Genomic DNA, 14,518 nt, shown 5'->3' on the forward strand with positions numbered 1-14,518 from the left:
GGCGGACCGCTGGATGTCCGCCCGGCGCTCTCAAGCGTTTCCAGACCCCACTCTCCCGCCTGATCCCGACTGACCGACCAGGAGGCCTTCATGACCCCCGTTTGCGATTTGTGCGACGCGTTCCCCGAGCAGGTTCAAGTGCTCGAGCCCGTGCTGAAATCGTATGGCGGCGAGGCTGCCTTCTACGGACAGGTGGAAACCATCCGCACTCATGAAGACAATTCGCGGGTGCGCGAAGCGGTGTCCGAACCCGGTTCGGGCCGCGTGCTGGTCGTTGACGGTGGCGGATCGCTCAAGCGATCACTCCTGGGAGGAGACCTCGCCGGCAAGGCCGCCGCAAATGGCTGGGCCGGCGTGATCGTCAACGGCGCCGTGCGCGATGTGGCCGAACTGGAAGCCGAAGCGCTGGGCGTGCTCGCCCTGGCGCTGATCCCGATGAAAACCGAAAAGCGCGACCTTGGCGTCCGCGGCGTTCCCGTCACCCTCGCAGGCGCTGTCGTGCGCCGCGGCGACTGGATCTATGCGGACCGGGACGGCGTCATCGTCTCCGCCGAGCCGCTGCACCTGCAAATCTGAACAAAGAAGGAGCGCCCCATGAGCGACGCCCCCAAAGGCCTAGTCATCCATGGCCCGATGAAGCCCGGTTTCGAGGAAATTCTCTCTTCCGAAGCCCTGAGCCTTCTGGCCGATGTGCACCGCCGCTTTGATGGCGAGCGCAAGCGCCTTCTGCAAGAGCGTCTCGACCGGCAAGCGCGCCTGGATGCGGGCGAGGAAATCCTGGACTTCCCCAGTGAGACCCAGGCCATCCGCAATGGCGAATGGACCGTACCGCCCGCCCCGGCCGACCTTCAGGACCGCCGCGTGGAGATCACCGGCCCGGTGGATCGCAAGATGGTCATCAATGCGCTCAATTCCGGCGCGAAATGCTTCATGGCCGACTTCGAGGACGCCTCCACCCCGTCCTGGGAGAACATGGTCGAGGGACAGATCAATCTGCGTGACGCCAATGCCCGCACGATCAACTTCACCGATGAGAAATCGGGCAAGTCCTACACACTCAGCGACACGCCCGCGACCCTGATCGCACGCGCCCGCGGCCTGCATCTGGATGAAGCCCATGTCACGGTCGATGGCGCGCCGGTGTCCGGCGGTTTCTTCGACTTCGTGCTCTACCTCTTCCACAATCACGCCAGCACGGCGAAGAACGGCTCCGGTCCGTATTTCTACATCCCGAAGCTCGAGACCCGGTTTGAAGCGCGGCTCTGGTCGCTGGTGATCCGTCATTGCGAAGAGGCGCTCGGCCTGAAACGGGGCACGGTGCGCATCACCGTGCTGATCGAGACCCTGCCCGCCACATTCGAGCTCGATGAAATGCTCTACGAGCTGCGTGAGAACATCACGGCGTTCAACGCGGGCCGCTGGGACTATATTTTCAGCTTCATCAAGCGGCAGAAGACCGACGGCTCCAAAGTCCTGCCCGACCGCGCCCAGGTGACCATGACCGCCCCGTTCATGGCGGCCTATGCCGAGCGCGTGATTGCGGTCTGCCATCGTCGCGGAGCGCACGCCATGGGCGGCATGTCCGCCTTCATCCCGGTCAAGGGCGATGACGCGGCGAACGAAGCGGCTGTCGAGAAGGTGAAAGCGGACAAGACCCGCGAAGCCAGCATCGGCCATGACGGCGCCTGGGTTGCGCACCCTGCCCTGGTCCCGGTGGCGATCGAGGCGTTTGACAAGGTCATGCCGGGCCCGAACCAGCTCGACAAGAAGCCCGCCGTCAAGGAAGACCGCGAGGTGCTCACCTCGGCCTGTGAGGGCACGATCACCGAGGGCGGTCTGTACGGCAACGCCGATGTGGCGATCCGCTATATCGCGAGCTGGCTGCAAGGCCGCGGCGCCGCGCCGATCCACAATCTGATGGAGGACGCGGCCACCGCCGAGATCTCCCGCGCCCAGCTCTGGCAATGGCGCACCCATGGCGCGAAGACCGATGATGGCCAGCTCATCGATGCGGATCGCGTGAAAGCGGTCATCGCCAAGGCGGCGGGCGCCATAAAGGCGGAAGTCGGCGACAATGCCTGGGCGGGCGGACGCTTCTCCGAAGCCGCCGACATCCTGACCGAGCTGGCGCTCAGCGAGAGCTTCGAGGAATTCCTGACCCTGCCCGCCTACGGCAAAATCCAGTCCCGATAGGGCAGATCGATTCTGATCAGGGGGCGGCCTTCGGGCCGCCCTTTTTATTGTCGGCTGAAGCAAGCAGTTGAAAAGACAAGGGCCGGAGCTTTCGCTCCGGCCCTCGCCATCCTCCCTGACTGGTCGTAGCGCCAATCAGTTTTTTGTAGTCTACCACTCCGTGCGCAAAGTGATACCCCAGGTCCTCGGAGCCGCCATGAAGGCGCCGAAGCCGCCCGACTGCGCGAACTGGTCAAAGGCGACCTGCGCATAGGCTTCATCGGTCAGGTTGCGGCCCCAGGCCTCGATCGACCACTGGCCATCAGCCTGGTTCAGGCCCACCCGGGCGTTGAGCAGGGTGAAGGCTTCCTGCAGCTTTTCCGGATCCAGGTCAGAGCCGGTGTTGTAATCGCTGACATAGCGGGCATCGAGGCTCGCCAGGCCCCAGATGTCACCCCAGAGCGGACGCTCATAGATGATCTGGGCCGTCAGGAAGTTCTCCGGCGAGAGCGAGATCTGCTTGCCGCGCAGATTCGGCGCTGTTGAGGCCTCATCACCATACTCGGCGTTCACATATGCATAGCCGCCGGTGATATCGAGACCATCGATCGGGGTGGCGTAGGCGAAGTCCACTTCAAGACCATAGCTCGTCACGCTCTCGATCGAGTTCACCACGAAGGAGATGCCGGTGAAGGTGTTGAGCTGGAAGTCCTCGACCTCCTGATAGAAGGCGTTGGCGTTCAGCTGCAGCACATTGCCGAAGAGCTGGGATTTGAAGCCCACTTCATAGGCGTCGATGATTTCCGGTGCGAAGCCGGAGTCCACATCGGTGTAGCCCAGCGCGCCATCGACCGGGCCGTTGAAGGAACGGTCAAGGTTGAAGCCGCCCGCCTTGAAGCCGCGCGAATAGCCGACATAACCCATCATGTCGTCGCTGAAGTCATAGGTCAGGCGGATGGTGCCCGAGACCTGCTCGTCCGTGCGCTCACGCTGGTAACCGGTCTGGTCCAGACCCGTCCGGGCATAGGGCAGACACATATTGCCGGCTGCCGTGGCCAGGCCGGAAATCGACGCCGCCGGCAGACCCGCAGCGGTCGCCGCTGCAATCAGGCCGGACACCGGATCGGGGCCGAACGCGGTTTCAAGCGCGCCGCAACCGGCCGGACTGTTGGTGTCGAACGTCGCGAAGACATTCTTGGTTTCGTGCGTATAGCGCAGACCCGCGGTCAGGCTGAGATTGTCGGTCAGGCGATAGGTGTTGTGCGTGAACAGAGCCCAGCTCTGCGCCGTCTGGTCATACACGTCCTGCGCCACGCCCGTCCCTTCGGGGAAAGCGGTGCCCGGAGCCGGAACCGGCAGGAAGCCCTGCGCGCCCGGAACGCCGATCAGCGCCGCGACCGGCGCCAGGGGCGCAATCTGCGACAGAACAGCGGAGACGCCGGCCGGCGTGCCCAGCGGCGGCACGGAGCCCGCCGTCAGAAGACGGCCCAGATAGGCTTCCCAGTCGTCGCCATAGCGGATGGCGTCGCCCAATTCGAGCTCCTCATGAGAGAGGAATCCGCCCACCAGCCAGTCCAGATCGCCCCAGATGCCCGTCAGGCGGACTTCCTGGGAGAAACGGTCAAGGCGGGTGTAGTTGCCGCTGCCGCGATAGGCGATGTCGGCGGTGGAATAGTCGATGTCCTGGGTGCGGTCATTGTCCCAGCGACGCAGGGCGGTGACCGAGGTCAGGGTGCCGATCGGCAGCTCGATGTCGAACTCTGCAGACACGCCCTGGTCTTCGACTTCCTGCATGTATTCGCGGTTGGCGAAGGCGATGCGCGCTTCCGGGTCCGCCGGTGCGATCACCTGGCCGCCCACGGCATTCACGAAGAATTCCGGCGTCGCGGCGTAATCCCACTGGACCGCCGAGCAGCACAGCTCGTCACGGCTGGAATAGTCATAGATCAGGCGCCCCTCGACGGAGTCGCTCGGCGTCCACAGCGCCTGGGCGCGGAAGGTGTAATAGTCCTGCGTTTCGGAATCACGCACTTCAGCCGGGCCATTGCCGTCATCAAGGACCAGCTGGGTGAAGCCGTCGCGTTCGCCCTTGGCAGCGAACAGACGGAAGGCCAGCACATCCTCAACGATGGGCCCCGTCAGCGAGCCGCTGTAACGATTGTAGCCATAATCGCCGAAGGTGGCTTCCAGAGAGCCGCCATACTCGTATTCGGGCGCAGCCGTCACCACGTTCAGAACGCCAGCGGAGGTGTTCTTGCCGAACAGCGTGCCTTGCGGGCCGCGCAGAACCTCGATGCGCTCGATCTCGCCAAGATCGCCGAAACCGACCCCGTTGCGCGAGCGGAAGACGCCGTCGATGTAAACGCCAACGGAGCTTTCAAGTCCATAGTTATCGCCGACGGTGCCGATGCCGCGAATACGCGCAGTGGTGATGGTCTCGGACTGGGTCGAGGTCACCATCAGGCCCGGCGCGATCGAGATCAGGTCCTTGATATCCTTGACGCCCGCATTCTGAAGCGCAGCGGCGTCATAGGCGCCGATGGAGATCGGCACATCCTGCGCGCTCTCCTCGCGCTGCTGCGCGGTGACGGTGATCACGTCAATGGTGCGACGCTCACCGCCGCCGACCTGTTCGAACACCTGGGCCTGGGCCGCAGCGCCCAGCACAAGGCTGGATGCAGCCGCATAAAGAGCCGTACGCGTGAATCTCGACATCATGAATTGGTCTCCTCCCTACTCAGCGTTTCCGGTTGTCCCGGTGACCGTTGCGGAGCCGCAGCCCCATGCATCGCTGACTAATGTCCATACAAAGGTGACTTATTTTGCGGTCGCGTAAAGCACCCAATAGCGCTTAAGCATTCCCGGAATGCCGGTTTCGGGGGATTTTCAGAATTTTCGTATACAACTGTTGCGAAGCGGTCACGATTACGTGCGTGTCAATCTATACTGCAGCAGCACAATAAAATATCGCCATTCCAAGTATTCACGCGCCGCAATCGCGGCATAATCTCGCAGCAATCCGGCCCCGGATCGACTGCAAGCCCATAAAAGAAAAGGCCCCTTCCTTTCGGAAGGGGCCTTTCGCAACTGCAGCTAAGCTGGATGGATCAGCCTTACCACTCCGTACGCAGGGTCACGCCCCAGGTGCGCGGGGCGCCCAGGAAGGCCGTATAGCTGGCCGTGCCGCGCGCGTCGAGCGAAGTGCCAGCACCGCCGCGACGTCCTTGAGCGAAGGCGTCGATGGCGACCTGGGCGTAAGTCTCGTCGGTGAGGTTGCGGCCCCACAGCTCGACCGTCCAGGAGCCATCCTCACGGCCGAGCCCGATACGGGCGTTCAGCGTGGTGAAGGCGTCTTGAACTTTCTCCGGATCGAGGTCGGAGCCGGTGTTGTATTCAGACACCCAGCGCGCATCCAGGCTGGCGGACGCCAGCAGGTTGGTGAAGACCGGGCGCGAATAGATCACCTGGGCGGTCAGAGTCTGATCCGGAACCAGCGAGAAGTCCTGGCCCTGCAGCGCATCCACGAGCGGGTCGCCCGTGTTCACTTCCGTGTACTCGGTATTGATGTAGGCATAGCCCGCCGACAGGTCGAGGCCATCGATCGGCGTGGCGTAGTAGAAGTCCAGCTCGGCGCCATAGCTTTCGGCTTCTTCAATGCTTTCCACCACAAAGGCGATGCCGTTGAAGGTGTTGAGCTGGAAGTCGCCAACCTGCTGGTAGAAGACAGAGCCGTTCAGCTGCATCACGTTGCCGAACAGCTGGGACTTGAAGCCCAGCTCATAGGAATCCACCGTTTCCGGCGCAAATGAGTTGTCCGAATTAGTGTAGCCGTCCGGGCCGATCGGGCCGTTCAGCTGGCGGTCGAGGTTGAAACCGCCCGCCTTGAAGCCGCGCGAATAGCCGCCATAGACCATAACGTCATCGCTGACATCATAGGTCAGACGGATCGTGCCGGACACTTCTTCATCGGTGCGCTCATTGTCGTAGCCGTTCGCATCCAGACCCGAGCGGTGATACGGCAGACAGATATTGCCGATCGCGGTCGCGCCGCCCTGGATCGTCGCCAGCGGCAGGTTCTGAGCCATTGCAGCCGCGATGAAGCCGTTGATCGGATCAAAGCCGAACGCCTGTTCGACAGCCGCGCAGGCCAGCGGCTGGTTGGTGTCGAAGGTCGCGTAGACGTCCTTGTTCTCACGGGTGTAGCGCAGACCCGCGGTCACCATCAGATTGTCGGTGATGCGGTAGGAGTTGTGCGTGAACACAGCCCAGCTGTCAGCCGTCTGGTTGTAGACGTCCTGATTGACGCCCTGGCCGTCGAGATAAGCGAAGCCCGGCGGAATGTTGATCAGACCACCAGTGAGCTGGGCCAGAACCGCGCTGACGCCAGCCGGAGTGCCCAGCGGCGGGACAGTGCCGGCGGTCAGAGAGCGACCCAGGAACGCTTCCCAGTCAGAGCCGACGCGAATACCGTCGCCAAGCACCAGATCCTCGTGGGAGTAGAAGGCGCCCACGAGCCAGTCCAGATCGCCCCACTGGCCGTTCAGACGGACTTCCTGGGACAGACGCTCGATGTCGGTGTAGTTGTTTTCCTTGTCGCGGAAAGCGAGGTCAGCGCTGGTATAGTCCACGTCCTGGCTGCGCGCGTTCTGCCAGTTGCGGAAGGACGTGACCGTGGTCAGCGTGCCGACCGGCAGCTCGATATCGAACTCGGCGGAGACGCCCCAATCCTCAACGATCTGATCGTATTCACGGTTTGCGAAAGCCACGCGCTCGGACGGATCAGCCGGAGTATAGGTCTGGCCGCCAACGGAATTCACAAGCGCAATGCCAGCCGGGGTGTAATCCCAAGCCGCCGCAGAGCAGCACACTTCGTCCCGCTCGGTGTAGTCGGCGATAATGCGGCCGCTCACGGACTCGCTCGGGGTCCATTCCAGCTGACCGCGGACGGACCAGAAGTCCTGGTTGTCAGAATCGGTCTGATACAGCTGGCCGTTATCGTCCTCGACGAAGAGGTCCATATAGCCATCGCGCTGACCGCGCACGGCGAACAGACGGCCCGCCAGCGTGTCCTCGATGATCGGCCCGGTGACATAGCCGCTCAGACGCGAATAGTTGTAATCGCCGATGGTGGCTTCCAGACCGGCGCCCGGTTCGAATTCCGGACCGGCGGTGATGATGTTGAGAACGCCCGCGGAGGTGTTCTTGCCGAACAGCGTGCCTTGCGGGCCGCGCAGCACCTCGATGCGCTCCAGCTCGCCCAGATCGTTGAAGCCGACGCCGTTACGGGCGCGGAACACGCCGTCGATGTAAACGCCGACCGAGCTTTCCAGACCAAAGTTATCGCCGACGGTGCCGATGCCGCGAATACGCGCGGTGGTGATGGTCTCGGACTGGGTCGAGGTGACGATCAGGCCCGGCGCGATCGCCTGCAGGTCCTTGATGTCGCGCACGCCAGCATTCTGAAGCGCGGTTGCGTCATAGGCGCCGATGGAGATCGGCACATCCTGCGAGCTTTCTTCGCGCTGCTGTGCGGTGACGGTGATCACGTCGATGGTGCGGCGTTCGCGGCCGCCAACCTGGTCAAACACCTGAGCCTGGGCTGCCGCGCCGATCGTCAGGCTGGACGCTGCAGCAAGCAAGGCGATCCGCTTGAAGGATGATGCCATGGAAACTCTCCCTGAAAAACGCAGCCTTGTGAGGCTGCTTGTCGTTTGGGTCCGCCCGGGGCGGGGTGCGCGGACCATGACCGATTTGCGATGCAATATAAAGATGATGCATGCGCGACATTCATCTGAGAATGCGTGAAAAGCATTCATCTGAGAATGCGCGAAAAGCTCATTTTATTTGAATATTTTATAACAGATGCGGCGCAGCAACACCGCGCAATACGCAATAGCGTTGGACCTTATCCGCTTCTTGCGTTCCGTCGCAGGTGCGGAATCGAGTTAGGGTTACGCTCTGACAACGCCTTCAGGTCTAGGCTGGGCCGGATGCTGCAACAGAAGAGACCCGCGTGAACGACGATGTGATGATCCAGCTCAAGCGCCATTTGGCGAGCGCCGAGCAGATTGACGTCAGCCGCTACCAGTTCGTGAACATGGAGCGGGTGCGCGAAGCCGCGGGCCATCTCTGGCCGGAGCTGCGCCAGCGCGCCTTCATCGCCTCGCGCTCCATCCTGGAGCGCCGGATCGCCGAGGATGATCTGATTATCCAGTGCGAGAGCGGTTATCTGGTGATCTTCAAGGCGCTCTCCGGACGGCAGGCGCAAGCCCTGACCAACAAGGTCCGGGCCGAGCTCGAGGAATTCTTCCTTGGCGAAGCCTTCATCAACCAGCTAGGCGTCGAGGCCAAGAGCGAGCAGCTCAGCGTGGAGGAGTTCGCCGCCACCCTTGCCTCCGCCGATGTGGACGAACCGCGCCAGGCCAGAAGCGTTCAGACCGAGCCAGATCAGAACAAGGCCTTTTCTTTGTTCTTCCAGCCGGTCTGGGATCAGAAGCGTGAAGCCGTCGCGAGCTATTTCGTGCGCGCTGTCAGCGCCGAGATAGACCGCCCCTTTCAGGCGCGCGCTACGGACCTGATGCTCAGCGATCTCAAGCCGGACGCACGCTGCGCAGTGGATATGGCCGTCCTTGAAGAGTCCGTCGAGGCGCTGGACGAGCTTCTCCGGTCAGGCAGCCGCTGCGCCCTGATCGTACCGGCGGGCTATACGTCGCTGAGCAATCCGCGCACGCGATCGCAATATGTGACGGCCCTCGCCGCCCTGCCCACACAGCTGCGACAGCTGATCTGGGTGCAGATCAAGGACGCGCCGGCGGACCCGCCCTCCAACATTCTCGACGAGACCCTGCGCATCCTTCGCGCGCAATCGCCCAAGCTCTTCGTGCATGTCCGCACCGACTGGCCCTATTGGAGCCGATTTGAGCATGCCTTCGTGGACGCCATCGGCGCGGACTTTCCTGAGCGCCTTTCAGAATCGGACCGGCTCGATATCGAGCGATTGATGGCCAGCGCGCGGCGCGGCGACAGCCTCGTCTACTTCAACAGGATTGAGAGCTGGGAAAGCTTCCGCGCGGCCACACAGACCAACGCCCATCTGTTCTCCGGGCGCGCCGTGGGGCAATTGCCCCATCCAGCGCCGCCCTACCGGCTCTCGCGAGCGCGGCTGCTGAACGCGGCGCTCTAGCCTCGCACTTGCTCTTAAGCGGTTCAGGGCCTTACGCTGACGGATCTGAGATCTGGAGCGTTATTGATGAAAACTGCCCTTCTGGCTTCGCTCGCCCTGACGCTGGCGACGCCTGGCGCCTTCGCTGTCTCCCAGGCGGAAGGCGGCCCCTTGCAAGCGATCGACATTTTCAGCCTGGAGATGGCGAACGATCCGCAGATCAGCCCCGACGGCCGCTGGGTGGCCTATCAGCGGCGGTCCAACGACATCATGACGGACCAGACCCGGTCCGCCATCTGGACCGCGCCCTATGAGGGCGGCGCCAATCGCCCGCTGGTGACAGGCACGGGCGATTACAGCGCCCCGCGCTGGTCGCCGGACTCCAGCCAGATTGTCTTCGTCGCGAACGAGGATGGCGAAACCCAGCTGCGCAAGGTGTGGGTGGATAGCGGACGCAGCGCTACCCTGACCCAGCTGCCCGGCGGCGCCGGCAATCTCAGCTGGTCGCCGGACGGGCGGTGGATCGCCTTCACCATGTTCATGCCCGCCGCCGAGCCGCAGGTGGACATCGGCATGCCCGACAAGCCGCGCGGCGCCGAGTGGGCGGCGCCCGCCCTGGTCGATGAGACCACGCGCTATGAATTCGATGGCGCGGGCGAACTGCCGTCGGGCTATTCTCAGATCTTCGTGGCGCCCGCTGATGGCGGCGCTCCGCGTCAACTGACCCATGTGACCGACGGCTCGATTTCAGGCGTCAGCTGGGGGCCGGACTCCCAGCGCCTCTATTACTCGCTCGGCGGGCGTGAGGCCGATGATTTCGATTTCCGCGAGGCGGATATCTACGCCATTGCGCTGGACGCCTCCGACCCGGTCCAGATCACGGACTTTCCGGGCGGAGAATCGAGCCCTCGCATTTCGCCTGATGGCGACATGCTCGCCTACCTCTCCACCCCGCGTCGCGAAGAATCCAATGTGGACACCGACCTGAAGGTCATGAGCCTGTCCGGCGGCGAGCCGCGCGAATTGCTGGCGGATCTGGATCGCGGCTTCAATCAGGCCGAATGGGACGAACGCGGACGCGGCCTGTGGGTCAGTTTTGATGATCGCGGCCACACCGTGCTGGGCTATGCCGGCCTCAATGGCGGACTCGACCGGATTCGCGACGATCTGGGCGGCATGACCTTTGGCCGTCCCTACACGTCCGGCGCCTTCTCCGTGTCCGGCAATGACCGCTGGGCCGCAACACTGGCCAGCGCCTATGATCTGGCCAATGTCGGCGTCGGCACGCGCCGGGGTCTGGCCAATCGCCTGACTGATGTGAATGCGGACGTTCTGGGCCTGCGTGATCTTGCGGAAGTTGAACGCTTTACCTGGGCCAGCTCGGCGGACGGTCAGGAGATCGAAGGCTGGATCGCCTATCCGCCCGGTTTTGATCCGAACCAGTCCTATCCGATGATCCTTGAAATCCATGGCGGCCCGCACACCGCCTATGGTCCGCAATTCTCCGCTGAGGTTCAGCTCTATGCCGCCGCCGGCTATGTGGTGCTCTACACCAATCCGCGCGGCTCGACCTCTTATGGCGAGGCCTTCTCCAACGAGATCGACAAGGATTACCCCGGTCAGGACGTGGACGACCTTCTGTCGGGCGTCGATGCCCTGATCGCGCGCGGCTTTGTGGACGAGGATCGACTGTTCGTCACTGGCGGCTCGGGCGGCGGCGTGCTGACCGCCCAGCTCATCGGGGTGACCGACCGCTTTGCGGCGGCCGCCGTGGGCAAGCCGGTCATCAACTGGGTCAGCTTCGCCCTCGCCGCCGATATCGGGCCGAGCATCTATCGCTACTGGTTCGGCGTGACGCCCTGGGATGACCCTGAGACCTACTGGCGCCGCAGCCCGCTCTCTCTGGTGGGCAATGTGGAAACGCCGGCCCTGGTCTTTGTCGGCGGCGAAGACCGCCGCACCCCTGTCTTCGAGGCCGAGCAATACTACAACGCCCTGCAGATCCGCGGCATTGAAAGCCGGCTGGTGCGCATTCCGGGCGCCTATCACGGCATCGCCGACAGCCGGCCCTCGCGCCTGCTGCAGAAAACCGGTCATGTGCTCGCCTGGTTCGAACAATACGATCCGGCGAACGCCGCCGACGCTGAATGACCGATCGGGATCCCGAGGCGGAGGCGCGCGGCGCCTCCGCCATCGCGGACATTTATGAGCGTCACGCCGGGCGATTTGACGCCCGAAGACGCTCGGCCAAGACCTTCATGGAAGCGGGCTGGATGGCCCGCTTTCTGGCATTGGCGCCCTCTCAGGGGCGCATTCTTGATCTTGGCTGCGGATCGGGATTTCCCATTGCCGCGCATCTGATCGATCAGGGGCGACAGGTCGAAGGCGTGGATGTGGCCGGGGCCATGATCGCGCTCGCCCGCAAGGCCTGGCCTGATCAGCGCTGGCGTGTGGGCGACATGCGGACAATCGATCTCTCAGGACCCTATGCCGGCGCCCTCGCCTGGCATTCGAGCTTTCACCTGCCGGGCCTGGATCAGGCGCAGCTGATCGCCCGAATAGGATCGGTGCTGGCGCCAGGCGCCCCGTTCATGTTCACCAGCGGGGATGGCGAGGGCGTCGCCTGGGGCGACATGTTCGGGGATCGCCTCTTTCATGCGAGCCTCGCCCCGACACAGTTTGAAACTGCGCTGGAAGACGCCGGCCTTGAGCTGGTCGATCAATGCTTCAATGATGAGACCTGCGGCGGCGCCGGCGTCTGGCTCGCGCGCAAGCGTCAGACCTGACCGCTGGGACGCGCCTTGCAGGCGTCCCGCCATTTGGCCAGCGCCTCAAGCTCATCCCCCGGGATCATCTTCACCCAGGCCGCAAACTCGACAAACACGAAGGCGGTGATGTCGGCGAAGCTGAACGCATCCCCCGCCAGCCAGGGCGTCTCGGACAGGCGCGTATCCAGCGTCTTGAAGAAGCGCTGCCCCCGCATCATGCCGCGCTCGGCCAGCTCGGGGATCTGCGGCACCGGGTCCGGCCCCGGCAGCGCCCGGTCCTTCATGGCCTTGGACGTATTGCGCAGCACTTCCATGACGCTGATCAGCCCGTCGAACTCGGCCCGCCACACCCATTCGGCGACGCGCGCCTGCTCGATCGGACTTGTGCCCAGAAGCGGCGGATCGGGATAGAGCGCCTCGAGATACCGCACGATGGACGCGTTCTCGCACAGGCTCTCCCCGTCATCGGTGAGCAGGGCCGGCACGGTGCAGCCGGGATTGACCGTCCTGAAGTCCTCGCTGAACTGCTGGCCCGATCGCAGATCGATCTCGATGGTCTCCACATCGATCCGCTTTTCCGCAATCACCATGCGAGCGCGGCGCGGGCTGGGCGCAGTGGCGCAATCATAGAACTTCATGGACGGTCCTCCCGGTTTGACTGGCGTTACTCGGCGAACGCTTGCGGGCGAGTATCGGCCACGCCCAGACGCGCTTCAATCTGGGCGCCCAGCGCCAGGATCACGCCTTCGTCAAAGAGCGGCGCCCAGAGCGAGGTCGCATACGGCACCGAGAAGGTGTCACCGCTCTCATCCGCCGGAGCGCCGAAGATCGTCCGCGTGGGCTGATCGACAAAGCCCGAGCGGAAGGCGAGCTGGGGATGACCGGTATAGTTAGTGATCAGCAGCATGCCGCCTGCGAAGTTCGGGCCGATCATCGCGTCGATGCCCTCGAAGGTCTCCGCCATCATGGTCATGGCCTTGCGACGCAGGCGATCGGCATTGACCATGTCCACCGCACTCGCAAAGCGCGCCCGGCGGAAGGTGTTCGGCCAGGCCGCATCCACCTGCCAGCGCAGCTGATCGTCGAGATCCTCGAGCGTCATGGTCTCGAACGCCGCCGCCGCTTCGCATTCCAGCTGGATGAGCATGGCGTCCCAGGGCTGCTCCTCGAACTCCACGGGGACGAGCTCGACTCCCAGCGCCCGGGCGGCCTCGAGCGCCGCGCGATCCGGATCGGCCGCCTCCTCGAACCAGGTCGGGTTATAGCCCAGTCGAAGCCCGGACAGATCGCGGGAGAAGTCCGCCTCGAAGCCATGATCGAAAGAGGAGGCGTCTCCCGCATCCCCGCCATTGATCACGCCGAGCACCAGCGCCGCATCAGGCGTTGAGCGCACGATGGGACCGATCTTGTCGAGCGACCAGCACAGCGCCATGGCGCCGGTCCTGGCCACGCGCCCGAAGGTCGGGCGAAGGCCCGTCGTACCGCACCGGTGGGAGGGCGAGACGATGGAGCCCAGCGTTTCGGTGCCGATGGCGAAGCTGCACAGCGCCGCAGCCGTCGCGGACGCGGGACCGGCCGAGCTGCCCGAGCTGCCCTCGTTGGGGTTGAACGGATTGCGGGTCACCCCGTCAAACCAGATATCGCCATACGCCAGAGCGCCGGACGTGGCCTTGCCCAGCAGCACGGCGCCCGCCTCTTCGAGACGCTTGGCGACCACGGCCGTCTCCTCGGCGACGCGGTCCTGATAGAGGGTCGCACCCCAGGTCGCCCGGATATCGGCCACATCGATGATGTCCTTGAGAGCGTAAGGCACGCCGTGAAGCGGCCCGCGCACCTGTCCGCGCGCGCGTTCGGCATCCATCTGCGCCGCCTGACGCCGGGCCAGGTCGGCCGTGACGGTCACAAAGCACTCCAGCGCCTCGCCATGGCGGGCGATGCGATCAAGATAGATGTCGGTCAGCTGGACGCTGGTCAGCTCGCCGGACGCCATCCAGGCGGCGTGCTTCCAGCTAGGAGCGAAGGCGATGTCGGCGGGATCGGACGGCGCCGGTCCGGCGTTGATGGGCAGGCCGGTGACAAAATTGTCCTGGGCGCGATAGGTCTTGCCCGGCAGGCGCGGATCAAAGGTCAGGGCCGGCGCCAGCTCGTTGGGCTTCTCCACCGCGCGCAGACGCTCCGCGCGGGACATCCAGGCCTCGATACCGTTCAGCATCTGCTCGCGCTCGGACGGCGTGTAGCTCACGCCCATGAGCCGTTCAGCCCCGGAAAGCATCTCCGAGTTGACCGGCGTTTGCTGACGGGCGCCGGCGGCGGAGGCGGCGATGCCGCCCACTCCCGCTCCGGCCAGAAGCCCCAGCACCGTACGACGCGTATTGTTTGATCCCGTCATGATATCCCCTCGAACGTTCAGCTCCGG

Annotated in this window: 9 protein-coding genes; 5 read left to right on the forward strand and 4 right to left on the reverse strand. The window is 64.0% G+C overall.

Annotation, left to right across the window (positions count from 1 at the left end):
* The first annotated feature begins 90 nt into the window (after nt 1-90).
* Nucleotides 91-576, forward strand: coding sequence for a ribonuclease E activity regulator RraA (gene rraA, locus B2Z70_RS08295; RefSeq protein ID WP_009800539.1), 486 nt, complete (start codon nt 91-93; stop codon nt 574-576).
* Between the two features lie 18 nt (nt 577-594).
* Entirely contained in the window at nt 595-2,193 is a 1,599-nt protein-coding gene (gene aceB / locus B2Z70_RS08300; RefSeq protein WP_292982419.1) for a malate synthase A, read from the forward strand.
* Between the two features lie 150 nt (nt 2,194-2,343).
* Here the strand turns inward: aceB and B2Z70_RS08305 are convergent, their stop codons facing one another.
* Both B2Z70_RS08305 and B2Z70_RS08310 read right to left on the reverse strand, forming a co-directional pair.
* Entirely contained in the window at nt 2,344-4,890 is a 2,547-nt protein-coding gene (locus B2Z70_RS08305) for a TonB-dependent receptor (protein ID WP_292982421.1), read from the reverse strand.
* A 395-nt stretch (nt 4,891-5,285) separates the two neighbouring features.
* Nucleotides 5,286-7,838, reverse strand: coding sequence for a TonB-dependent receptor (locus B2Z70_RS08310; RefSeq protein ID WP_292982423.1), 2,553 nt, complete (start codon nt 7,836-7,838; stop codon nt 5,286-5,288).
* A 347-nt stretch (nt 7,839-8,185) separates the two neighbouring features.
* Here B2Z70_RS08310 and B2Z70_RS08315 point away from each other — a divergent pair, with 347 nt between their 5' ends.
* From B2Z70_RS08315 to B2Z70_RS08325, 3 genes are all read left to right on the forward strand, one after another.
* Nucleotides 8,186-9,355: a hypothetical protein gene (locus tag B2Z70_RS08315; RefSeq protein WP_292982425.1), complete on the forward strand. Its 1,170-nt coding sequence runs from the start codon at nt 8,186-8,188 to the stop codon at nt 9,353-9,355.
* 66 nt (nt 9,356-9,421) lie between these two features.
* Nucleotides 9,422-11,485 carry a S9 family peptidase gene (locus tag B2Z70_RS08320; protein WP_292982427.1) on the forward strand — a complete coding sequence of 688 codons (2,064 nt, stop codon included), beginning with the start codon at nt 9,422-9,424 and terminating at the stop codon, nt 11,483-11,485.
* Nucleotides 11,482-12,120: a class I SAM-dependent DNA methyltransferase gene (locus B2Z70_RS08325; RefSeq protein ID WP_292982429.1), complete on the forward strand. Its 639-nt coding sequence runs from the start codon at nt 11,482-11,484 to the stop codon at nt 12,118-12,120. The genes B2Z70_RS08320 and B2Z70_RS08325 overlap by 4 nt, the downstream gene beginning before the upstream one ends.
* Here the strand turns inward: B2Z70_RS08325 and B2Z70_RS08330 are convergent.
* Together B2Z70_RS08330 and B2Z70_RS08335 are read right to left on the reverse strand one after the other, a co-directional pair.
* Entirely contained in the window at nt 12,111-12,740 is a 630-nt protein-coding gene (locus B2Z70_RS08330; RefSeq protein WP_292982431.1) for a glutathione S-transferase family protein, read from the reverse strand. The genes B2Z70_RS08325 and B2Z70_RS08330 overlap by 10 nt on opposite strands.
* 26 nt (nt 12,741-12,766) lie before the next feature.
* Entirely contained in the window at nt 12,767-14,491 is a 1,725-nt protein-coding gene (locus B2Z70_RS08335; protein WP_009800547.1) for an amidase, read from the reverse strand.
* Nucleotides 14,492-14,518 lie beyond the last annotated feature (27 nt).

This window comes from Oceanicaulis sp. UBA6590 (assembly GCF_002433705.1).
In the GTDB taxonomy this organism is placed as follows: Bacteria; Pseudomonadota; Alphaproteobacteria; order Caulobacterales; family Maricaulaceae; genus Oceanicaulis.